Below are 21,633 nucleotides of genomic sequence, written 5' to 3' on the forward strand. Positions count from 1 at the left end.
GCCACGTCGCCGCCGCGAACCTTAACTGATTGGACAGGTACGAGGCGCTGCCGTCCCCGTTCAGAACGAAGTCAGGAACCGGGGCGTTACGCGTCGGGCTGGTAGTCGCTACCGACGACCTCGCGGATGCGCTCGGCGGTGACCTGGCCGACGCCGTCCGCCGCCGTGAGGTCGTCCTCGCGGGCGGTCATCACGGCTTCGACGGTCCCGAACTCTTCGAGCAGCGAGCGCGCGGTCACCGGGCCGATGTCCGCGATGGAGGAGACGACGTACTCCTGCTGTTCGCCGAGCGTCTTCGCGGCCTTCTCGCCGTGCGCGCTCACCTCGCGGTCGTTGTCGGTCTGCTCGCGCTCCGCGATGGTCTGAATCAGCTCCGCGGTGTCGTCCTCGCCGCGCGTGTGCACCACGCTGATGCCCCAGTCGACGGCCAGCGACGCCAGCGTCGCGCGAATCGCGTTCGGGTGGACGTTGCGCTCCGCGTAGAGGTCGCCGTCACCCTCCAAGAGGAGGACGGGCCGCGTGTAGTGGCGGGTGAGGTCCTTGGCCTGCTCGAAGATAGAGCGGTCGCCGCCCAAGAGGGTGTCCAGGAAGTCCGCGTGAGACTTCCGCTCGACGGCGACGCGGTCCGAGAGCACGTAGTCGCCCACCGACAGCGTCTCCAGTCGGGTCTCGACTGCGTCGCGCTTCGAGAGGTCCCGCGCGATGTTCGAGTCGAGTTCGCGCTGGTCGACGACCACCTCGACGGCCTCCTCGTCGTTGCTGTCCGCGCGTGCCGCCACGCCCTCTTCGTCCTCGCTGTCCGCGACGTCGTCGGGGTCGGGCGCGTTGAAGTCCGTGAGCCCGGCCTGCCCGTCGCCGTCCGCAGCCGCGCTACCGCCGTCGGCTTCCGCGGGCTGGGCGCTCTCTGACGTGGCTGCCGCCGTCTCGCTGGCGTCCTCTGTCTCCTCGTCGCCGTAGTCGTCGAGCGCGCGCTGGCTCTCGCCGAGGTCGCCCTCGATGTCGTCCGCGAGGTCCTTCAGGTCGCGGAGCTCGTCCTCCATCTCCTGCTCGCGGCGCCGCGAAATCCAGAAGTACGCCTCGTCGCGGGTGTCCTCGGCCATCAACACGACGACCTTCCCCTTCGTCTGCCGGCCCGTCCGGCCCTTCCGCTGGACGGACCGAATCGCCGTCGGTACCGGCTCGAAGAAGAGGACGAGGTCGACCTCCGGCACGTCCAGCCCCTCCTCGGCGACGCTCGTGGAGACCAGCACCTCGAACTCCCCGCTCCGGAACTCTTCGAGGGTCTCCCGTTGCTCCTTCTGCGTCATCCCGTCGCTGCCGTCCGCGTCGCCCTGCCCGACGAACCGTCGCGCGTCGAAGTGCTCGCCGAGAAAGTCCGTCAGGGCTTCGGCGGTGTCCCGGGACTCCGTGAAGACGATGACGCGCTCGCCCTCCTCGATTCCCAGCGTCTCCGCGAGCAGCATCCGCGCGCGCCGGAACTTCGGGTGGAGCCCGTCGAACTCGTCGGCCTTCCGCATCGCCTCCTTGACCTTGGGCTCGGAGACGAGCCGCTGGCTCGCCTTCGACGCCCCCGAGGAGCGCGCGGCGTTGCGCTGGCGCTCGAAGTACCGCCGTACGGATTCGACGCTCTGGGTCTCCACGAGTTCGACCGCGCGCCGGAGCTTCATCACCTCCGCGTGCACGCTCATCCCCTGGTAGCCCTCGCTCTGGTCGTTGTCGATGAGCTCCTGGAGCTTCGCGCGAATCTTGTTCAAGTCCTTCTGGGAGACGTCCGGGCTGGAGACGCGCGTGACGCCCAGCTCGCGGAGTTTCTCCAGCCGGTCCTCGATGACCTCGTTGATGGCGTCCCGGACCTCGACGACCTGCTCGGGGAGTTCGATGCGCTCCCACTGGACATCCGTGTCGTACGTGTGCTCGCCGACGTCCGCGTCGTCCTCGGTCATCACCTCGACGTTCCGCACGCCGAGGTTCTCGCAGACCGTCCGGATGTCCTCCTCGTTGCCGCCCGGAGAGGCGGACATCGCCGTCACGAGCGGATTCAGCGCGTCCGCGTGGTAGCGCTCCGCGATGTACGTGTACGCGTAGTCGCCGGTCGCGCGGTGGCACTCGTCGAACGTGCAGTGGACGACCTCTTCGAGGCCGACGCGCCCGCCCACGAGGTCGTTCTCCACGACCTGCGGCGTCGCCACGACCACGCGCGCGTCGTTCCACGTCTCCGCGCGGTCGTCGGGACGGGTCTCCCCCGTGAACACGACGACTTCGTCGTCCGGGATCTGGAGCGCTTCCCGGTAGAACGCCGCGTGCTGTTCGACCAGCGGCTTCGTCGGCGCGAGCAGGAGGGACTTCCCGCCCGCGTCGTCGGCCAGCCGGTAGGCCGTCACCAGCAGGCTCACCGTCGTCTTCCCCAGTCCCGTGGGGAGGCAGACGAGCGTGTGGTCCTCCTGCGCGGCGGCCGCGAGCTGTAGCTGGTACTGGCGCGCCTCGATGACGCCCTCGGCCAGCATCGGGTGGTCGACGTACGCGGACTCCGACATTCGGGGAATCGTACGTCGCTCACGGGGTTAAGGGTTCGCGTAGCGCGGTGAAAGTGGCGAGGGGCGGAAGACTCACTGCGTTCGTCTTCCGGGGCTCGAAGGGGGACGGGGGCTTCCGAGGAAGCGTCGTCGTGAGAGCGCGCGCACGCAGTGGCCCCGGCGAATCACGAACGCGAAACCCACAGACACACAAGCCAGTCGGGCGAAACACAGCCCATGACGACGCTACGAATCGCGGGCGGGCGGGTGCTCCACCCGGACCTGTCCGTGTCGGAGGCGGACGTGCTCGTGGACCAGGACAGCGGCGAGATTCTGGACGTTGGGGACGTCGCAGAAGGCGACGAGCGGTTGGACGCCGAGGAGAGTCTCGTGATGCCGGGGTTGGTGAACGCGCACTGCCACGCGGCGATGACGCTGCTCCGGGGGTACGCCGACGACAAGCCGCTGGACGCGTGGCTGCAGGAGGACATCTGGCCGGCCGAGGGAGAACTCACGGAGGGCGACGTGCGGGCGGGCGCCGAGCTCGCGCTCGTGGAGATGATTCGGTCGGGGACGACGGCGTTCGCGGACATGTACTTCCACGTGCCCGAAATCGCCGAGGCCGTCGAGGCGGCGGGCGTGCGGGCGCGGCTCGGGCACGGCGTCGTCACGGTCGGGAAGGACGAGGGCGAGGCGTACCGGGACAACGACGAGAGCATCGAAATCGCGCGGGAACTCGATGGCGCCGCTGGCGGGCGAATCAAGACGGCGTACATGCCCCACAGCCTGACGACCGTCGGCGAGGAGTACCTCCGAGAGTTCGTCGGGAAGGCCCGCGAGCACGACGTGCCCGTGCACTTCCACGCGAACGAGACGACCGACGAGGTGGAGCCAATCGTCTCCGAGCGCGGCGAGCGCCCGCTGGAGTACGCCGACGACCTCGGGATGGTCACAGAGGCGGACTTCCTCGCGCACGGCGTGCACACCGACGAGACCGAGCACGAACTGCTCGCGGAACGCGGCGCGAGCGTCGTCCACTGCCCCGCGTCGAACATGAAGCTCGCGTCCGGGATGGCACCCGTCCAAGAGATGCGCGAGGCGGGCGTGAACGTCGCGCTCGGGACGGACGGCGCGGCGTCGAACAACGACCTCGACCTCTTCGACGAACTGCGGGACGCCGCGATGCTCGGCAAACTCGCGGCCGCCGACGCCGCCGCGGTCCCCGCGGAGGCCGCCGTCGAGATGGCGACCGCTGGCGGCGCGCGGGCGCTCGGGTTCGACAGCGGGCGCATCGAGGCAGGCGCGAACGCCGACCTCGCGGTCGTGGACTTCTCGGCGCCCCACCTCACGCCCGTCCACGACTACGTCTCCCACCTCGCGTACGCCGCGACCGGGGGCGACGTCCGGCACACGGTCTGCGACGGCGAGGTGCTGATGCGGGACCGGGAGCTCCAGACGCTCGACGAGGCCGCGATTCGCGAGCACGCCGAGTCGCGGGCGGCCGCCGTCGCCGAACGCGCCGAGTAGCCGGCGCGAATCGCAAGCGGGCGAGCGAACACCGGCGAAACGGCTGCGAGAGCGGCTCAAAAACCGAATAAGTCAACTCCCGGCCAACGAGCTTTTTCCTCATCCGGCCGAGGAATCCATTGCAGGCCAGACGGCCTGCGGCACCCACTGTCAACGGCGTCAGCGCCCGCGTCGAGCGGCCGCGAGGTGTGAGTCGAACACGTGGCGCTCCCGGCCGCTCGGCGCGGACTCCCGTCGGGCGTCGGACGGCGACCCCCTCCGCCATCGGGCTACGCGCACGCCGTCCCGCCCGCTTTCTCCGCGGCTTCGGTAGGGTTTTGAAGCCAGTCGCCGTGCCTCTCGGTATGACCACTGCGTCGCCGATCAGCGAGCGACTCGACGAGGTCGGGTCCGCTCGCGACGCCGGCCGGAAGAAAATCGACTGGGCGTTCGAACACATGCCGATTCTCTCCTCGCTGCGCGCGGACTTCCAGGAGAACGAGCCGCTGGCGGGCGAGACCGTCGGGATGGCACTGCACGTCGAGGCGAAGACCGCGGCGCTCGTCGAGACGATGGCCGACGCCGGCGCGGAAGTCGCGATTACGGGCTGCAACCCGCTGTCCACGCACGACGACGTGAGCGCGGCGCTGGACGCCCACCCCTCGATTACGAGCTACGCCAAGCACGGCGTCGGCGACGAGGAGTACTACGAGGCCATCGACGCCGTCCTCGACCACGAGCCCACGGTCACGGTCGACGACGGCGGCGACCTCGTGTTCCGCGTGCACGAGCACCACCCCGAGCTCATCGACACCATCGTCGGCGGCACCGAGGAGACCACGACGGGCGTCCACCGCCTCCGCGCGATGGACGACGACGACGCACTGGAGTACCCCGTCATCGCCGTCAACGACACGCCGATGAAGCGCCTGTTCGACAACGTCCACGGCACCGGCGAGTCCTCGCTGGCCTCGATCGCGATGACCACGAACCTCTCGTGGGCCGGCAAGGACGTCGTCGTCGCGGGCTACGGGCAGTGCGGCCGCGGCGTCGCCAAGAAGGCCAGCGGGCAGAACGCGAACGTCATCGTCACCGAAATCGACCCGCGGCGCGCGCTCGAAGCCCACATGGAGGGCTACGACGTGATGTCGATGAGCGAGGCCGCCGAGGTCGGCGACGTCTTCATCACCACCACGGGGAACCGCGACGTCATCGTCAAGGACCACTTCGAGCAGATGCAGGACGGCGTCGTCCTCGCGAACGCCGGCCACTTCGACATCGAAATCGACCTCGAAGCCCTCCGCGAGATGGCCGACAGCGAGCAGGAAGTCCGGGACGGCGTCCGCGAGTACGAACTCCCCTCCGGCAAGCGCATCAACGTGCTCGCCGAAGGCCGCCTCGTCAACCTCGCGACCCCCGTCAGCCTCGGCCACCCCGTCGAAGTCATGGACCAGAGCTTCGGCGTGCAGGCCGTCTCCATCCGCGAACTCGTCGAGAACGCCGACGACTACGACGCCGGCGTCCACGAGGTGCCGGACCACCTCGACCGCAAGCTCGCGGAAATCAAGCTCAACGCCGAAGGCGTCGAACTCGACACCCTCAGCGAAGAACAGGAAGAGTACATGACCTCCTGGCAGCACGGCACATAGGTACCTTTTGCGCTGCGCTCGGCGGCTTCGCCGCCTCGTCTGCTCACGGGCGCTACGCGCCCGTTCACACGGCCAGCGGGACCTTCGGTCCCGCTCGGCTCGGCAAAAGCTACGCTAAAAGCACTCCTCCTTCGGTTCGCTCGCTTCGCTCACTCCCCTCAGTCGTCGGCCCGCGCTCCCTCCGGTCGCGCGGTGAACCGCTCGCCTCGGGTCTTTCAGACCGCTCGGCTCGCGGATGCTCACAGCGATAACCGAGTAGCAGAACGGGAGCGGGCGCCGTTTTCGCGGGAGAACTAAGCGTGTCGGCGAGTCGCGGGCGTTACTCCTCGGTGGTCGTCTCGTCGACGTCCGCGTCGCCCTCGTAGATTTTCGCGCCGTCCTGCACGACCTTCTCGGAGAGCACCGCGCACTTCACGCGCATCGGCGTCACTTCCACGCCGAGCATGTCGAGGACGTCGTCGGTGTCGAGTTCCTTCACTTCCTCCAGAGTCATCCCCGGGAGCTTCTCCGTGAGCATACTCGCGGAGGCCTGACTGATGGCGCAGCCGTCGCCGCGGAACGCGACGCGCTCGATTGTCTCCCCGTCGTCCTCGAGCTTCACGTCGAACTCAAGCTCGTCCCCGCACGAGGGGTTGTAGCCGTCGTGGGAGAACGTCGCGTCGCCGAGCTCGCCGTGGTTGCGGGGGTTGCGGTAGTGGTCGAGAATCTGCTGCCGGTACATGTCCGAGCCCATGCTCATATTGGGCGTTCGTAGGGCAGAACGCCGTAAAAACGTTCCGCGGAACGACACACCAGTAAAGGCCAGTATCCGCGAGTGAGCGGTCCGAAGGACCCGAACGAAGCGGTTCACCGCGCGACCGCAGGGAGCGCAGGCCGACAACCGACTAACGCGCCCGAAGGGCGCGGCAGTCACGTGAGTGTAGCGAACGTGACCTCGGCAGAGCGAAGCTCTGCCGGCGGGAGCGAGGAGTGCTTTTTCCGCAAGTTTTTGCCGAGGGCGGCCGCAGGCCGCCCGCAGCGCAAAAAGTGCGCTAGTTGAAGATGTCGCGGGCGGCGTCCAGCGCGTCGACGAGCGCGTCGACTTCCTCCTTGGTGTTGTAGAGGTAGAAGGAGGCGCGCACCGAGGCCGCGATGTCGAGTTTCTGGTGGAGCGGCTGGGTGCAGTGGTCGCCGGCGCGGATGGCGATGCCGTAGTCGTTGAGGATGGAGGCGAGGTCGTGGGCGTGGATGCCGTCGACGTTGAACGCGACGACGGCGCCGCGGTCGTCCGCGGGCGGGCCGTAGATTTCGACGTCGTCGAACTCGTCGAGGCGCTCGTAGGCGTACTCCGTGACGGCTTCCTCGTGGGCCTGAATCGCCTCCATGCCGACGTCGTCGAGGTAGTCGGCGGCTTCCGCGAGCGCGATGCCCTGCGCGATGAGCGGCGTGCCGGCCTCGTACTTCCACGGGAGGTCGTTCCACGTGGTGTCCTCGAAGGTGACGCGCCGAATCATGTCGCCGCCGTAGAGGAACGGCTCCATGTCCTCCAGAATCTCCTTCTTGCCGTAGAGGCCGCCGATGCCCGTGGGGCCGGCCATCTTGTGCCCGGAGAAGACGTAGAAGTCCACGTCCAGCTCCTTGACGTCCACGGGGCGGTTGGGGACGGACTGGGCGCCGTCGCCGAGAATCAGGGCGTCCTGTTCGTGGGCGAGGTCCGCGAGTTCGCGCATCGGGTTGACGGTGCCGAGGACGTTCGAGGCGTGGACCACCGAGACCATCTCGACGTCCTCGTCGATGAGCTCCGCGGCGTGGTCCATGTCGAGGTAGCCGTCCTCGTCCACGCGGATGTAGCGGACTTCGGCGCCGACCTTCTTCGCGATTTCCCGCCACGTCACGAACGACGAGTGGTGCTCCATCTCCGAGAGCACGACCGCGTCGCCCTCCGAGAGCTCGTTGAGCCCCCACGCGTACGCCACGAGGTTGATGGACTCGGTGGTGTTCTTCGTGAAGATCATCTCCTCGCGGCCGTCCGCACCGACGAACTCCGCGAGACGGTCGTGGGCCTCCTCGTACGCGATGGAGGCTTCCTGACTGAGCTGGTGGATGCCGCGGTGGACGTTCGCGTTGTACCCGCGGTAGTAGTCCGAGAAGACGTCGACGACCCGGTCGGGGGTCTGCGTGGTCGCCGCGTTGTCGAGGTAGACGAGCCGCTGGCCGTCGCTTACCTCCCGGTCGAGGATGGGGAAGTCCGCCCGGATGGCGTCGACGTCGAGGGGGTCCTGCTCGGTGGCTTCCATTACACGCGGGTAGGGGGCGGGGACACTACTGTTCTTCGGTGCCGGGAGCGCTGCCGGTATCGCTGACGCCCGAAAACAAGAGTTAGAGGCGCATGAACTGCGCGTGGACGGTGCCGTCGAGGTCGAGGACGTTCGCCTCCTCGACGTGGCCCTCCTCGATGGCGAGGGCGACGACTTCGGTGCCGACGAGGTTCGCGACGTTCGCGCGCGCCAGCGACTCGCGAACGGCCTCCGGTTCGACGGTGTCGCCGCCGTAAAACTCCTCGGTGACGGTGAACTCCGTGTCGCCGTTCGCGAACGTCTCCCCGAGGACGTCGGGGTCGCAGGCCGTGACGAGGAGGCCGCGGTCGGTCTGTCGCTCGCTGAGTATCATCACTCGCGCTCGACGAGGTCCCGCTCCTGGGCCTCCCGGATGTCCTCAGCCTGCTCGGCGACCTTCTGTGCTTCCTCGTCGCGGCCGAGCGCTTCGAGGGCGCGCTGTTTCTCCTCGTAGACGTCGGCCTGCTGGAAGCCAAGCCGGATGGCGTTGTTCAGCGCGTCGAGGGCCTGCTCGTGGCGGTCGCGCTCGTTCTCGATGAAGCCGAGGTTGTACCACGCCTGCGGCAGCCGGTCGTTCTCCCGGACGGCCTTCTCCGCGTGGTAGTAGGCCTCCTCGTCCTCGTCGAACTGCCAGAGCGCGTACGCGAGGTTCGTCTGCGCTTCCGCCTCGAAGTCACCGTCCTCGGCGACGAAGATGGCTTCCCGGTGCGCGCCGACGGCCTCGTCCCACTCCTCCATCTGTCCGTGCGCGATGCCCTTGTTCACCCACGCCTCCTGTTCGAGGTCCTCGTCGTCGGTGAACCGGGCGGCGCGCTCGAAGGCGTCGGCGGCCTGCTCGTGGCGGTTGATGCCGAGGTAGCTGAGGCCGACGTCGATGAGTTCGTCGGCGTCCACGTCGTCGTTCTGGACGACGCGCTCGTCCAGCGAGTCGCTGACGACGCGGCTGTCCACGGGGTCCACGCTGGACGGGTCGTCCACGGAGAGCTCCGGCGGGTCGAAGTCGAACCCCTCGTAGGGCTCGTCGAAGCCCTCCCCCTCGGAGAAGTCGTGGTCCGCGACCGGGTCCTCGGGCGGCTCGGGCTCCTCTCGGTCAGTCATACCCGCGTCTAGCGCGGCCGGGAGGTTAAGGGCAACGCACCGAGAACCGCCGGTATGCGGCTGTTCGTCAGTGTCGACCTCCCCGACCGGCTCCCCGCCGAGGGACTGGACTTCGTGGACCCCGGGCAGACCCACGTCACGCTGAAGTTCCTCGGCGACGTCGCCGACGACCGCGAAGACGAGCTAATCGACGCCCTCGAAACCGCCGTCGCCGACAGCGGCGTCGAGCCGTTCGACGCGGAACTGGGCGGCCTCGGTGTGTTCCCGAGCCTCGACTACATCTCCGTGGTGTGGCTCGGCGTCGGCGACGGCAGCGCGGAACTCGCCCAGTTGCACGAGGCCATCGAGACGGCGTTCGTCGAGGAGCACGGCTTCGACCCCGAGGACCACGACTTCACGCCCCACGTCACGCTCGCGCGGATGAACCACGCCGGCGGCAAGGAACTCGTGCAAGACCTCGTGCGCGACCGCCACCCCGAGGTCGGGACGATGCGCGTCGCCGAGGTCCGGCTCACGGAGAGCACGCTCACCTGCGAGGGCCCCGAGTACGAGACTGTCCACGCCGTGGACCTCTAGGGCGGCGTTGCGGCGGCTTCAGAAGAACAAGGTTTTAACGACGGCGGTGGTAGCGACGACCACTATGGGCAAGAAATCGAAGGCGCAGAAGAAGCGACTGGCGAAACTCGAACGCCAGAACAGCCGCGTGCCCGCGTGGGTCATGATGAAGACGAACCGGGACGTCCAGCGCAACCCGAAGCGCCGCAACTGGCGGCGTAACGACACCGACGAATAATGTCCGCCAGCGACTTCGAGGAGCGCATCGTCACCGTCCCGCTTCGGGACGTGACGAAAGTTCCCAACCACGAGCAGGCCGGACAGGCGATGACCATCATCCGCGAACACCTCGCGAAGCACTTCGCGGTCGACGAAGAGGAGGTCCGCCTGGACCCCTCCATCAACGAGGCCATCTGGTCGGAAGGTCAGAAGAACCCGCCGCGGAAGGTCCGCGTGCACGCCGCGCGCTTCGTCGAGGACGGCGAGACCGTCGTCGAAGCCGAATACGAAGAGTAAGAACTTGTTACGCGCTGCCTTCCTCGGGTCCCCGTACGTCGGCGTCTTCGCTCGCGCGACCAACGACTGCGTCGTCGTCCGCCCGGACATCTCCGAGGAACTGACCGACGAACTCGCCGAGGAGCTCGGCGTCCCCGCCGTCCCGACGAACGTCGGCGGCTCGTCGACGGTCGGCTCGCTCGTCGTGGGCAACTCCAACGGCCTGCTCGCGAGCAGCCGCATCCGGCAGCGCGAACGCGACCGCATCGAGGACGCTGCCGACGTCACCGTCGGCAAACTCCCCGGCCGCGTGAACGCCGCCGGCAACGTCGTCGTCGCGAACGACGAGGGCGCGTACGTCCACTCGGAGCTCTCCCGGGAGGCCGTCAAAGCCGTCGAGGACGCCCTCGACGTGCCCGTGACCCGCGGCCGACTCGCAGGCGTGAACACGGTCGGCACGGCCGCCGTCGCGACGAACGACGGCGTGCTCTGCCACCCGAAGTCCACGGACGAGGAACTCGACGCCATCGAGGACGCCCTCGGCGTCCCCGCGGACATCGGGACCGTCAACTACGGCGCGCCGCTGGTCGGCTCCGGGCTCGTCGCCAACGACGAGGGCTACGTCGCCGGCGAGGACACCACCGGCCCCGAACTCGGGCGCATCGACGACGCGCTCGGGTTCATCGACTGACGCCGCTATCGGCTCCGTTCTCGCCACATCTCTATCTCCGCTACGAGCGCTGTCGCCCGCGAGGGCGGGCGTTTCGCCGCCGCGACCGAGTTCCCGAGTAGGAAGATACTTCCCGCTTGCTCCCCGAATTTCGGGTATGAGTCTTGGAGGCGGCGGCGGTCAACAGCAGCTTCAGCAGCTTTCACAGGAAATTCAGGCCCTCGAAGAGGAGAAAGAGGAACTCGAGGAGGAAGTCGAGGAACTCGAGGCCGAGAAGGTCGAGGTCGACGAGGCGCAGGAAGCCCTCGAAGTCCTCGAGACCGGCTCGACCGTGCAGGTCCCGCTCGGCGGCGACGCGTACGTCCGCGCGGAAGTGCAGGACATGGACGAGGTCGTCGTCAGCCTCGGCGGCGGCTACGCGGCCGAGCAGGACGCCGACGACGCGGCCGACGTGCTCGACGAGAAGCGCGAGACGCTCGACGAGCGCATCGAGGACGTCCGCTCGGAAATCGCGGAAGTCGAAGAGGAGCAGGAGGCCCTCGAACAGCAGGCACAGCAGGCCCAGCAGCAGATGATGCAACAGCAGATGCAGGCCCAGCAGCAGGACGGCGAGTAAGGGCATGTTCGACGGGCTGAAGGACAAACTCTCGAACTTCCGCGAGGACGCCGAGGAGGTCGCGGAGGAGAACGCCGAAGAACTCGACAGCGACGAGGCCGCCGAAGCCGACGCCGAGGCAGACGCCGCAGAGGCCGACGCGGAAGCGGCCGACATCGAGGACGAGTCGGCGGAATCCGACGCGGAAACCGAGGCGTCCGACAGTTCCAGCGGCGGGTTCGTGAGCAAGGCGTCGTCGCTGGCGCGCGGGCGCGTGGTCATCGACGAGGAGGACCTCGACGGCCCGCTGCGCGAGCTCGAGCTCGCGTTGCTGGAGAGCGACGTGGAGATGAGCGTCGCCGAGGAGATTCTCGACCAGATTCGGGACGACCTCGTCGGCGAGGAGCGCAAGTTCACGGAGAGCACCGGCGCGCTCGTGGAGGACGCGCTCCGCGACGCGCTGTTGTCGGTCATCGACGTGAACGGCTTCGACTTCGAGGAGGCCATCGCCGAGTCGGAGAAGCCGGTGACGGTCGTGTTCACGGGCGTCAACGGCGTCGGGAAGACGACGACCATCGCGAAACTCGCGAAGCGCCTGGAAGACCAGGGGTACTCGGTCGTGCTGGCGAACGGCGACACCTATCGCGCCGGCGCGAACGAGCAGTTGCAGGAGCACGCCGACAACCTCGGCGTGAAGCTCATCAGCCACGAGCAGGGCGGCGACCCGACCGCGGTCGTCTACGACGCCGTGGAGTACGCCGAAGCCAACGACATCGACGTCGTACTCGGCGACACGGCCGGCCGGCTGCACACGTCCAGCGACCTGATGACGCAACTGGAGAAACTCGACCGCGTCGTCGACCCCGATTACACGGTGTTCGTCGACGAAGCGGTCGCGGGCCAGGACGCGGTCAACCGCGCTCGCGAGTTCGACGACGCGGCCGCCATCGACGGCACGATTCTGACGATGGCGGACGCGGACAGTCAGGGCGGCGCCGCCATCTCGGTGTCGCACGTCACCGGGAAGCCGATTCTGTTCCTCGGCACCGGGCAGGGGTACGACGACATCCAGAAGTTCGACCCGGAGGCGCTCGTCGACGACCTGCTCGAAGACTGACCTGCCAGCAGCCATTTCCGGACGCCACCCGCAGCCGCGGGTATGCGACATCTTCCCGGACCGCTGCTGGTCGTGGACCTCGACGACCGGGAGGCGTGGACCGAGGACGTCAGCGACGTCGCCGAGCAGTACGTCGGCGGCCGCGGCGTCGCGACGCGGCTCGCGCACGAGCGCATCCCGTTCGACGCCGACCCGCTCGGCCCCGAGAACCGACTGTTCTTCGCGGTGGGACCGCTCCAGGCGACGACCACGAGTTTCGCCGGCCGCACGAACCTCACGGGCGTCAGCCCGCTGACCGATGGCTTACTCTCCTCGAACGCGGGCGGCTACCTCTCCCGGAACCTCGCGAGCACGGGGTACGCCGCGGTCGAAATCAGGGGCGCGAGCGACGACCTCGTCGCCGTCCACGTCACCGACGACGGCGTGGAGTTCGAGGACGTGCCCGAACTCGCGGACACGCTCGTTCCCGCAGTCTCGCGACGGATGGCCGGGGAGCGCGACCTCGGCGCGGCGCACCTCGCGACCGTCGGCCCGGCGGGCGAGCACGGCGTGCGGTTCGCGTCCGTGATGACCTACGACCACCGCGCGTTCGGCCGCGGCGGCCTCGGCGCCGTCCTCGGCGCGAAGGGCGTGAAGTGCGTGTCCTTCGACGGCGACAGCGAGCCCACGCTCGACGTTCCCGAGGGCGCACTGTCGGCCATCGACGAGGCGGCGGCGACCAGCGACGACCCCAAGCGCACGCAGGGCACGCCGAGCACGGTCGACCTCCTGAACGAGGAGTACTCGCTGCCGACGCGGTACTTCAGCGAGCAGTCCTTCGAGGGCGCGGCCAACCTGAACGGCGACGCCGTCGAGGCGAAGAAGTACGAGAAGGCGACGTGTTCGGACTGCGCGTTCGCGTGCAAGCTCCCGACCCGCGACGAGGAGACGGGAGTCGAGACGGAGGGCCCCGAGTACGAGACGACGTTCTCGCTGGGCGCGAACGTCGGCGTCGGCGACCTCGTCGCCGTGATGAAGTCCAACGACCTCTGTGACGCGCTCGGCCTCGACGTCATCTCCTGCGGGGACGCCATCGCGGCGTACCTCGCCAGCGAGGACGCGTTCGGTGACGCCGACCGCGTCCACGACCTCGTCACGAAAATCGCGTACCGCGAGGGCGTCGGCGACGTGCTCGCGGAGGGCGTGAGTGCGGCAGCCGACGAGTTCGGCGTCCGCGACTGGACGGTCAAGAACCTCGGGTTCCCCGGCCACGACGGCCGCGTCCTCCAGGGCCAGGGACTCTCGTACGCGGTCGCGAACCGCGGCGCCGACCACCTCTACGCCTCCGTGCTTTCCGACGAGTACGGCGACGTCCCCGAGGACACGCTCGATGGGAAACCCGCGCTGGTCGTCCAGCGGGAGAACGAGCACGCGCTCGAAGACGCCGCCATCGCGTGCACGTTCTCCGGCGGCAACGTTACCGACGAGCACTACGAGGCGCTGCTCGATGCTTCGATGGACGAATTGCGGAACGTGGGCGCTCGCATCGTCACACTGGAGCGGCACTTCAACAACGAGCGCGGCTTCGACCGCGGCGACGACCGCCTCCCGTTCGACCTCCCCGGGCTGGCGGACGCCATCGACGAGTACTACGAGCGCCGCGGCTGGAACGACGACGGTACGGTCCCCGACGCTGCCGTCCCCTAAATCGGCGTCTCGGGGTCCGGCGTCTCCGCGTCCACGAGCACGAGGTCGAGTCGTTCGTCGTCGCGGTCGTACGCGCGCACGTCCTCGACGTCCCACGGCGGTACCGCCACCAGCACAGTCGCGTGGAGGTCGTCGGTCACCGACACCGTCGGGTCGCCGTCCGGGTGCGAGACGAACCGGCCCGCCGTCTGCCCGGTCGGCGCCGCGAGGTCCATCCCGAAGACGCCGGACAGCGAACTGCCCGCGTCCGGGAAGTAGAACTCCGAGAGCACCGGCGTCGCCGGGTCCAGTTCCAGCGCGCCGTCCGTCGCGCGGAGGTCGCCCGCGGGCGTCGCGGCGAGCCGCACCGAAATGCTGTCCGGGTCGGCGTCCGCCGCGAGCTCGCAGAGCACGGAGACGAGCGCTCTCGTAGCGTACGTAGGCACGAACAGACGTACGGCGTCGCCGCGGTTGAACGTACCGACTGCTCCGGCGGGCTCCCTGTGGTCAGCCACACTACTCGCGGGTCGCTTCGCTCCCCGCTCGCATTAACGTGCCCTCCCTACGGTCGGGCACGCTTCGCAGAAAAAGGCTCTTACGCCCCCGTCGCCTATCAGTGGGTAATAATGGTACTCGACGACCTCGGGAGTTCCCTGCGGGGGACACTCGACAAGCTCCGTGGGAAGTCCCGCATCTCCGAGGAGGACGTCGACGAAATCGTCAAGGAGATTCAGCGGTCGCTGCTCCAAGCCGACGTCGACGTGAGCCTCGTGATGGAGCTATCGGACTCCATCGAAGAACGCGCGCTGGAGGAGGAGCCGCCGGGCGGGACGTCCGCCCGCGACCACGTCCTCCGCATCGTCTACGAGGAGCTCGTGGACCTCGTCGGCGAGTCCACGGAGATTCCGCTGGAGAACCAGACCATCCTGCTGGCGGGCCTGCAGGGCTCGGGGAAGACGACGACCGCGGCGAAGATGGCGTGGTGGTTCTCGAAGAAGGGCCTGCGCCCCGCGGTCATCCAGACGGACACGTTCCGCCCGGGCGCCTACGACCAGGCCAAGCAGATGACCGAGCGCGCGGAGGTGGCGTTCTACGGCGACCCCGACGAGGACGACCCCGTGAAAATCGCCCGCGACGGCCTCGAAGCCACCGAGGACGCGGACGTCCACATCGTGGACACGGCGGGCCGCCACGCGCTCGAAGACGACCTCATCAACGAAATCGAGGACATCGAGTCGGCGGTCGAGCCCGACCGCAGCCTGCTCGTGCTCGACGCCGCAATCGGCCAGGGCGCGAAAGATCAGGCCCGCGAGTTCGACGACTCCATCGGCATCGACGGCGTCGCCATCACGAAGCTCGACGGTACCGCGAAAGGTGGCGGTGCGCTGACCGCCGTCGACGAGACGGGCTCGACCATCGCGTTCCTCGGGAGCGGGGAGACCGTCCAAGACATCGAGCGCTTCGAGCCGGACAGCTTCATCTCGCGGCTGCTCGGGATGGGCGACCTCAAACAGCTCACCGAGCGCGTCGAGCGCGCGATGGAGGAGACCGGCTTAGAGGAGGACGAGGACTGGGACCCCGAGGACCTGATGAAGGGGGAGTTCACCCTCAAGGACATGCGCAAGCAGATGGAGGCCATGGACAACATGGGCCCCCTCGACCAGGTGATGGACATGATTCCGGGGATGGGCGGCGGCCTGATGGACCAGCTCCCGGACGACGCGATGGACGTCACCCAGGAGCGCATGCGGAACTTCGAGGTCATCATGGACTCGATGACCGAGGAGGAGCTGGAGAACCCGCGCTCGATTGGCGCCTCGCAGGTGCGGCGCATCGCGAAAGGCTCCGGGAAGAGTGAGGACACCATCCGGGAGCTGCTCGACCAGCACAAGATGATGTCCCAGACGATGAAGCAGTTCCAGGGGATGGGCGACGGCGACATGCAGCGGATGATGAAGCAGATGCAGCAGGGCGGCGGTGGCGGCGGAGGCGGCGGCTTCGGCGGGATGTTCTGAGGCCGGCGACCAGTACTGTTTTGCCGTGGGGCGCGTACCTCGGTGTGAATGGCGTCACGCCAGTCGTCCCCACGGCACGCGCGCGTCCAGCGAGTGACCCGCGTGCCGGTCGAGGAGGTGCCCGACGCCTACCCCTTCGACGTGGACGCCAGTCACGCGCTCGAACTCGTCGCCGAGCGCGAGGCTGAGTCACCCGAGGACGCGCCCGAGACGGTTCGCGTCTTCGAGGCGTGGCCGAGCGGCGGCCACGCCGGGAGCCGGCTGGCGCGCGTGCTGGACGCGGTCGGCGAGCCGTCCGGCAATCCGGGCGCGCTCGACGGGGCGCGCGTCGCCCTCGAATCGCGGGACGGCGCGTACCGCGTGGACGTGGACGGGACGCAGCGACTCCACCGGCGGGCGACGCCGGCGAGCGTGGACACGCACTCGCTGGCAGAGGTCGCAATCGGCGCGGGCGCGCTCGCCGGCCTGCTCGCGTTCTTCCTCGTCGGGGCAGCCTACGCGTGGGTGGCGACGCCGCTGTTCGTCGCGGCGGCCGTCGCGCTCGCGTGCTCGCTGGGCTACGACGCGTGGCAGACGCACGACGCGACGTGGTCGCCGCGCCCGCTCCCGTGGGCGGCCGGCGGCACCGTCCCCGTCGTGAACGTCGCCGTCGCCGTGGCGTACCTCGCGCGGAAGGCGGCGGTCGTCGACGCGCCGGCGGACGCCGAGACCGTCTGGCAGGACCTCCTCGCGGGGACGGTCGTCGCGTTCGCGGTGGGGCTGGCGCTCGCGGCGTTCGACTTCACGTTCCCCGTCGGCGCGACCGTGTTCGCGCACGCGTGGGCGCTCGCTCCGGTCGGCGTCTACCTCGACGCGCGCGCCGACCGCCACGGCACCGACCAGCCCAAGCGGGCGCTGTGGCTCGCGGGCGCGGTCGTGTTCGGCGGCGCGGGCGCGCTCGTCTACCTCCTGCGGACGGACGGCTTACAGTAGCTCCAAAATTAGCTCGCGGTCCCGGAAGTCCGCGGGGAGGCTCTCGGCGTCGAACCAGCGGACGTCCTCGATTTCGGGTTCGCCCGAGGAGACGCGCACGAGCGGCGCCGCACGGCTACCGCCGACGCGTCGCCCCGTGAACACGACCAGCGGCACGTGGACGCGCTCGGGGCCGCCGTAGTCGATAGCGAAGTCCCGCGCGTACAGCACGCCCGTCACCTCCGCCTCGATGTTCGTCTCCTCGCGGGTCTCCCGGACCGCCGTCTCGGCGAGCGACTCGCCCGGGTCCTGCGCGCCGCCCGGGTTCGTCCACCCGTCCCGGTAGCCCTGCTTGACGCCCAGCACGCGCCCATCGTCGATAACGACGAGGCCGCCGACGCCGGGCAGCCGGTCGAGTTGTTCCTCGACGGACGACGGGAACGGGTCGTCGGTGGCGTGCGGCGGCGGGTCGATGGGCTGCGGGTCAAGCATCAGGGGGTCGTCGGCGTGTTCGGCGACCGCCCGCTCGCGGAGGCGGCGCGCGCGCTCGCGGAGCCGCTCGGCGACCGTTTCGGGGTCCTCGCTCACGACCACCGGTACGGGCGCGCGCCGCAAAAAGCCACGCCCGCCGGCGGGTTTTTTCCCGGGCGGACGCGTGCACTCGGCCATGCCCATTCGCGCGGTCGCCGAGGACGCCTACCGCGAGGCGTTCGGCATCCTCGTGCTGTCCGCGGTCGCGAGCGTCTTCTCCGGGGTCGTGCTCGGCGGGATGGAGCGCGAACTCACGGTCGTCCCCGGCCTGCTCACCATCGTCCCCGCGCTGCTGGCGACCCGCGGGAGCGTCTACGGGTCGCTGGGCGCGCGCCTCGCGACCGGCCTCCATCAGGGGCTGGTCGAACCCGAACTCTCGATTCCGGACGAGCGCGTGCGGTCGGCGGTCGCCGCGGCGATGCTCAACGGCGTCGTCATCTCCGCGGTCGCCGCCGCCGCCGGCTACGGCGTCCGCGTCGCGCTCGACCTCCCGGTCGCGCCGCTTTCCGCGCTGCTCGTCGTCGCGCTCGTCGCCGGCGTGCTCTCGGGCGCGGGACTCACGCTCGTCGTCATCGTCACCGTGTTCGTCGGCTTCCGCCGCGGGCTCAACCCGGACGCGCTGGCGGGTCCGGTCGTCACCACGACCGGCGACGTCATCGGCATCGCGACGATGCTCGCGGGCGCGCGCCTCGCCATCGCCGCCGGGGTGGTGTGAGTGCCCGAGGAGTGGAGCGTCAAGGGAATCGTCGCGGCGACGTTCCCGCTTTTGGCCGTGCTCACCGTCGTCGAACTCTGGGGCGGGCTCGTGCTGGACGGCAGCCGCGCCGTCCTCACGCGGTACCCGTCGCTGCTGACGCTCGTCCCCGGCATCATCGCCGTCGCGGGCAACCTCGGGAGCGTGCTCGCCAGCCGGCTCTCGACGGCGTTCCACCTCGGCACGCTCGCGTTCGCCCCGACCGACGACGAACTCGCCGGGAACGCCGCCGCGACGTTCGCGCTCGCCGCCACGCTGTTTCCCGCGGTCGGCGCGGGCGCGTGGCTCGCCCGCTACGCGCTCGGCGACGCCGCGCTCGCGCTCGGGACGGTCGTCTTCATCGCGGCGGCCTCGGGCCTCCTGCTCGCGGTCGTCGCCGTCGCCATCGCGACCACCGCGACCTACGCCGCCTTCCAGCTCCAACTGGACCCTGACGACGTCGTCGTTCCGGTCGTCACGACGACCTGCGACGTGCTCGGCGTCGTCGTCTTCCTGCTGGTCGTCGGCGCCGTCGTGTAGCCTGAGACCGACACCGGTAATTCGCCTGCGTGCGAACCATCGGGCGTGCAACTCGCGGCACTCCTCGGGGACGTCCTCCCGCGCGTCGCGGCGGTCTCGCTGGCCATCGCGGTGGGGCTGACGCTGGCGAACCTCGCGGTCGCGTTCGGCGCCGTGGAGTACGTCGCCCGGTTCGCGAAGCCCCTGACCGGTCCCGCGAACCTCCCGGACGAGGTCGGCACGGCAATCCTCGCGACCACCGCGTCCCCGACTGCCGGCTACGGGATGCTCAAGGAGTACCGGGACGCCGGCGTGCTCGACGACCGCGCCACCCTGATTGCGGTGACCATCAACACGTTCTTCGGGTTCGTCCAGCACATCTTCACGTTCTACGCGCCCGTCCTGATTCCGATTCTCGGGCTGGAGGTCGGGCTGACGTACGTCGGCGCGCGGGCGGGCGTCAGCCTCGCCATCACGCTCGTCGGCGTGCTCGCCGGCGCGCTGTTCCTCACGGAGCGCAACGTCGCGCCCGCCACCGGCGCGGACGTAGACCTCCCCGGCGACGGCGACCAGACCCGCAGCGAGGCCGTGCGGGACGCGCTCGCGAAGACAAGGAGAAAACTGTTCAGCATCGTCCCGCGGCTCGCAGTCGTCTACACGGCCGTCGTCTACCTCACGACAGCCTACGACGTCACGGAGTACACGGCCGCCGCGGCGCCGCTCACCGAGCTAATCGGGTTGCCGTCCGCGAGCGTGCCCGCCATCGCGACGTTCGCCGTGGACACGACGACCGGCGCAATCTTCATCGCGCCACAGGTGCCGGGCACGTTCACCGCCCGCGAGGCCGTCGCGACGATGCTCGTCGGCGGCGTCGTCTCGTTCGCCGTCTCGACGTTCAAGCGCTCGATTCCGTTCCAGTACGGCATCTGGGGGGCGCGCTTCGGGTCGAAAGTCATCGCCGTCAACGTCGCCACGAAAGTCGTCTTCATCGCGGTCGCAATCGCCGTCCTGCTCGCGTAGGCTACTCGTCGATTTCGACGGGTTCGCCGTCCTCGGTCTGGGGGGCGAGGTACGCGATGAAGGATTCCACGTCGGGCTCGTTCACCGTGACCTCGACGTGGAGGTCGCCGAGTTCGTCCGGGCTCCCGACCGAGAAGTTCACCTTCCCGACGTACGCCGCCTGCTTCTTCAGGTCGAAACTGAACCCCGCCTCGGTGCTGTTGCGGAGGAACTCCTTCCGAGCCGTGTCGAGGATGCGCTGCTCGAACAGCTGTTCGCGGAACTGCTCGACGTCGTGGCACTCCGCGGTGACGCTGTCTCCGTGCGTCTCGACCTCCGCGGCCGGGAACAGTCCGGTAATCGTCTCGACGACGCGGTCCGTGACCTCCGTCGGCTTGACGGGCGCGGACAGTTCCACGTCCACGCTGTAGAGGACGCCCTCGTCGTCGCTCACGACTCCCCCACCTCCGCTTCCGCGTCCGCCGGCGGGTCTCCGACTTCCTCGGTGAGGAGTTCGGTGACGCGCTCGTGGAACTCCTCGAGGCTGCCCGCGTTCTCCACGCGGACGTCAGCGGCCTCGATGGCCTCGTCCATCCCGAACCCGCGCTCGCGCTCCTCGCGCTCCGCGAGGGTCTCGCCCTCGACGTCGCCGGGGCGGCCGCGCCCCTCGATGCGCTCGCGGCGCAGGTCGTAGGGCGCGTACACTTCCACGAGCGTGAACGCGCCGTCGAACGCCTCGCGGAACTGCTCGACCTCCACGCCCGACCGGATGCCGTCAACGAGCACCACGTCGCTGTCTTCGAGGTGGTCGCGGATAATCGGAAGCGAGCGCTCGGCGATGGCGCCCGGGCCGTTCTCCTCGCGGAGCGCCTGTGCGATGCGGCCGTGGTGCTCTGCCGGGTCGAGGCCGCGGTCCCGGCACTCCTGCCGGATGACGTCGCCCATGATGACGACGGGCACGCCGAGCTCCTCGGCAACGGCAGCGGCCTCGCTCTTGCCGCTGCCCGGCATCCCCACGGTACCGATGACTCTCATTACACCGACGTAGCAGCCGCCCGTACCTGTGTGCTTCGACTCCACGCCGGGAACCCGTCGGTTTTTACTCGCGTCGCCTGTACCTCCCGGCAGGGCACGTAGCTCAGTTCGGACAGAGCGTTCGGCTTCTAACCGAAATGCCGGGGGTTCGAATCCCTCCGTGCCCGCGTACCTTTTTACTCCTCAGGTGCGCTCGCTTCGCTCGCGCACCGCTCGTCGCAAAAAGCTACGCCGGGAGAGCTTTGCTCTCCCGACCCCTTCCTCGCTCCGCTCGGAAGCACGCTAAAAACGTCCTGCGCTCACTCGCTTCGCTCGTTCGCGCAGTGAAACGCACGGCTTCGCCGCGCGTATGCTCTGCACCGAAGAGCAACGTAACGAGCGACTAGCGGCCGCTATCGCGAGAATCGGAGTGGTCGTGCCCGCGGCTCGGCAGCGGCACGCGCGGCGGCCCGCCAGCCGGCCGCGCGGTTCGCCGAACGCACCGTCGAGGACTCACATCAACTGAGCGACTTCCTCGAAGTCGGCGCGGCAGAACGGGCAGCGGTAGCTCGTCTCGAATCCCGTGGTCTGGGCGACAGTTCGCGTTTCGAGTTCGTGCATCGCGATGCCGCGACCACAGTCAGGGCAGTCGAGCTTTGGCACGTGCCACGTATACACACGCCACTGTCTTAA

General features: G+C 69.0%; 24 protein-coding genes and 1 tRNA gene. 15 read left to right on the forward strand and 10 right to left on the reverse strand.

Annotated features, from left to right (window positions below; genetic code table 11):
* Window positions 1-86 precede the first annotated feature (86 nt).
* Entirely contained in the window at window positions 87-2,534 is a 2,448-nt protein-coding gene (locus HHUB_RS12450; RefSeq protein ID WP_059057923.1) for a DEAD/DEAH box helicase, read from the reverse strand.
* 216 nt (window positions 2,535-2,750) lie between these two features.
* Here HHUB_RS12450 and HHUB_RS12455 point away from each other — a divergent pair, with 216 nt between their 5' ends.
* Together HHUB_RS12455 and HHUB_RS12460 are read left to right on the forward strand one after the other, a co-directional pair.
* Entirely contained in the window at window positions 2,751-4,040 is a 1,290-nt protein-coding gene (locus HHUB_RS12455; protein WP_059057924.1) for an amidohydrolase, read from the forward strand.
* Between the two features lie 344 nt (window positions 4,041-4,384).
* Window positions 4,385-5,668, forward strand: a complete 1,284-nt coding sequence (locus tag HHUB_RS12460; RefSeq protein ID WP_059057925.1) for an adenosylhomocysteinase — start codon at window positions 4,385-4,387, stop codon at window positions 5,666-5,668.
* Between the two features lie 319 nt (window positions 5,669-5,987).
* Here HHUB_RS12460 and sufU read toward each other — a convergent pair whose 3' ends face one another.
* The 4 genes from sufU to HHUB_RS12480 form a co-directional block, all read right to left on the reverse strand.
* Complete coding sequence (gene sufU, locus HHUB_RS12465) at window positions 5,988-6,407, reverse strand: Fe-S cluster assembly sulfur transfer protein SufU (RefSeq protein WP_059057926.1); 420 nt, start codon at window positions 6,405-6,407, stop codon at window positions 5,988-5,990.
* A 292-nt stretch (window positions 6,408-6,699) separates the two neighbouring features.
* On the reverse strand, window positions 6,700-7,944 hold the full coding sequence (locus HHUB_RS12470) for an aminotransferase class V-fold PLP-dependent enzyme (protein WP_059057927.1): 1,245 nt from the start codon (window positions 7,942-7,944) through the stop codon (window positions 6,700-6,702).
* An 82-nt stretch (window positions 7,945-8,026) separates the two neighbouring features.
* Complete coding sequence (locus HHUB_RS12475; RefSeq protein ID WP_059057928.1) at window positions 8,027-8,317, reverse strand: DUF424 domain-containing protein; 291 nt, start codon at window positions 8,315-8,317, stop codon at window positions 8,027-8,029.
* Window positions 8,317-9,081 carry a tetratricopeptide repeat protein gene (locus tag HHUB_RS12480; protein ID WP_059057929.1) on the reverse strand — a complete coding sequence of 255 codons (765 nt, stop codon included), beginning with the start codon at window positions 9,079-9,081 and terminating at the stop codon, window positions 8,317-8,319. Before HHUB_RS12480 ends, HHUB_RS12475 begins: the two co-directional genes overlap by 1 nt.
* Window positions 9,082-9,135: 54 nt before the next feature.
* Between HHUB_RS12480 and thpR the strand changes: the two genes are divergently transcribed.
* The 7 genes from thpR to HHUB_RS12515 all read left to right on the forward strand — a co-directional run bounded on the left by thpR (window position 9,136) and on the right by HHUB_RS12515 (window position 14,199).
* On the forward strand, window positions 9,136-9,657 hold the full coding sequence (thpR, locus tag HHUB_RS12485; RefSeq protein WP_059057930.1) for an RNA 2',3'-cyclic phosphodiesterase: 522 nt from the start codon (window positions 9,136-9,138) through the stop codon (window positions 9,655-9,657).
* A 64-nt stretch (window positions 9,658-9,721) separates the two neighbouring features.
* Window positions 9,722-9,874, forward strand: a complete 153-nt coding sequence (locus HHUB_RS12490) for a 50S ribosomal protein L39e (protein ID WP_059057931.1) — start codon at window positions 9,722-9,724, stop codon at window positions 9,872-9,874.
* Entirely contained in the window at window positions 9,874-10,152 is a 279-nt protein-coding gene (locus HHUB_RS12495) for a 50S ribosomal protein L31e (RefSeq protein WP_059057932.1), read from the forward strand. Before HHUB_RS12490 ends, HHUB_RS12495 begins: the two co-directional genes overlap by 1 nt.
* Before the next feature lie 4 nt (window positions 10,153-10,156).
* Window positions 10,157-10,822 (forward strand): translation initiation factor IF-6, encoded by a 666-nt coding sequence (locus HHUB_RS12500; protein ID WP_059057933.1) that lies wholly within the window; start codon window positions 10,157-10,159, stop codon window positions 10,820-10,822.
* A 136-nt stretch (window positions 10,823-10,958) separates the two neighbouring features.
* Window positions 10,959-11,417 (forward strand): prefoldin subunit alpha, encoded by a 459-nt coding sequence (pfdA, locus tag HHUB_RS12505; protein ID WP_059057934.1) that lies wholly within the window; start codon window positions 10,959-10,961, stop codon window positions 11,415-11,417.
* Window positions 11,418-11,421: 4 nt separating this feature from the next.
* Complete coding sequence (gene ftsY, locus HHUB_RS12510; RefSeq protein WP_059057935.1) at window positions 11,422-12,513, forward strand: signal recognition particle-docking protein FtsY; 1,092 nt, start codon at window positions 11,422-11,424, stop codon at window positions 12,511-12,513.
* A 42-nt stretch (window positions 12,514-12,555) separates the two neighbouring features.
* A complete protein-coding gene (locus HHUB_RS12515; protein ID WP_059057936.1) occupies window positions 12,556-14,199 on the forward strand; it encodes an aldehyde ferredoxin oxidoreductase family protein in 1,644 nt (547 codons plus the stop codon).
* Here the strand turns inward: HHUB_RS12515 and HHUB_RS12520 are convergent.
* Window positions 14,196-14,624, reverse strand: coding sequence for an MPN domain-containing protein (locus HHUB_RS12520; protein WP_059057937.1), 429 nt, complete (start codon window positions 14,622-14,624; stop codon window positions 14,196-14,198). The genes HHUB_RS12515 and HHUB_RS12520 overlap by 4 nt on opposite strands.
* Window positions 14,625-14,804: 180 nt before the next feature.
* On the opposite strand from HHUB_RS12520, the gene HHUB_RS12525 reads away from it, so the two are divergent.
* Complete coding sequence (locus HHUB_RS12525) at window positions 14,805-16,193, forward strand: signal recognition particle protein Srp54 (RefSeq protein ID WP_059057938.1); 1,389 nt, start codon at window positions 14,805-14,807, stop codon at window positions 16,191-16,193.
* A 48-nt stretch (window positions 16,194-16,241) separates the two neighbouring features.
* Window positions 16,242-17,165, forward strand: coding sequence for a hypothetical protein (locus HHUB_RS12530; protein WP_059057939.1), 924 nt, complete (start codon window positions 16,242-16,244; stop codon window positions 17,163-17,165).
* Here HHUB_RS12530 and HHUB_RS12535 read toward each other — a convergent pair.
* Window positions 17,157-17,732 carry an NUDIX domain-containing protein gene (locus HHUB_RS12535; protein WP_059057940.1) on the reverse strand — a complete coding sequence of 192 codons (576 nt, stop codon included), beginning with the start codon at window positions 17,730-17,732 and terminating at the stop codon, window positions 17,157-17,159. The genes HHUB_RS12530 and HHUB_RS12535 overlap by 9 nt on opposite strands.
* Window positions 17,733-17,811: 79 nt before the next feature.
* On the opposite strand from HHUB_RS12535, the gene HHUB_RS12540 reads away from it, so the two are divergent.
* Genes HHUB_RS12540 through HHUB_RS12550 form a run of 3 tightly spaced genes read left to right on the forward strand, consistent with a single transcriptional unit; the run spans window position 17,812 to window position 19,947 of the window.
* Window positions 17,812-18,390: a magnesium transporter gene (locus HHUB_RS12540; RefSeq protein ID WP_059057941.1), complete on the forward strand. Its 579-nt coding sequence runs from the start codon at window positions 17,812-17,814 to the stop codon at window positions 18,388-18,390.
* Window positions 18,391-18,948, forward strand: a complete 558-nt coding sequence (locus HHUB_RS12545; RefSeq protein WP_059057942.1) for a magnesium transporter — start codon at window positions 18,391-18,393, stop codon at window positions 18,946-18,948.
* Window positions 18,949-18,993: 45 nt separating this feature from the next.
* The gene (locus HHUB_RS12550; protein ID WP_059057943.1) at window positions 18,994-19,947 is read left to right on the forward strand and encodes a hypothetical protein; all 954 of its coding nucleotides are present in this window, start codon (window positions 18,994-18,996) and stop codon (window positions 19,945-19,947) included.
* A 1-nt stretch (window position 19,948) separates the two neighbouring features.
* Here HHUB_RS12550 and HHUB_RS12555 read toward each other — a convergent pair whose 3' ends face one another.
* Entirely contained in the window at window positions 19,949-20,380 is a 432-nt protein-coding gene (locus tag HHUB_RS12555; RefSeq protein ID WP_059057944.1) for an RNA-binding domain-containing protein, read from the reverse strand.
* Window positions 20,377-20,961 (reverse strand): AAA family ATPase, encoded by a 585-nt coding sequence (locus tag HHUB_RS12560; protein ID WP_059057945.1) that lies wholly within the window; start codon window positions 20,959-20,961, stop codon window positions 20,377-20,379. The genes HHUB_RS12555 and HHUB_RS12560 overlap by 4 nt, the downstream gene beginning before the upstream one ends.
* A gap of 92 nt (window positions 20,962-21,053) precedes the next feature.
* Here HHUB_RS12560 and HHUB_RS12565 point away from each other — a divergent pair.
* A tRNA-Arg gene (locus tag HHUB_RS12565) sits at window positions 21,054-21,128 on the forward strand.
* Between the two features lie 325 nt (window positions 21,129-21,453).
* Here the strand turns inward: HHUB_RS12565 and HHUB_RS16685 are convergent.
* Window positions 21,454-21,603, reverse strand: coding sequence for a hypothetical protein (locus tag HHUB_RS16685; RefSeq protein WP_157534004.1), 150 nt, complete (start codon window positions 21,601-21,603; stop codon window positions 21,454-21,456).
* Window positions 21,604-21,633 lie beyond the last annotated feature (30 nt).

This window comes from Halobacterium hubeiense (genome assembly GCF_001488575.1).
Lineage (GTDB): Archaea > Halobacteriota > Halobacteria > Halobacteriales > Halobacteriaceae > Halobacterium > Halobacterium hubeiense.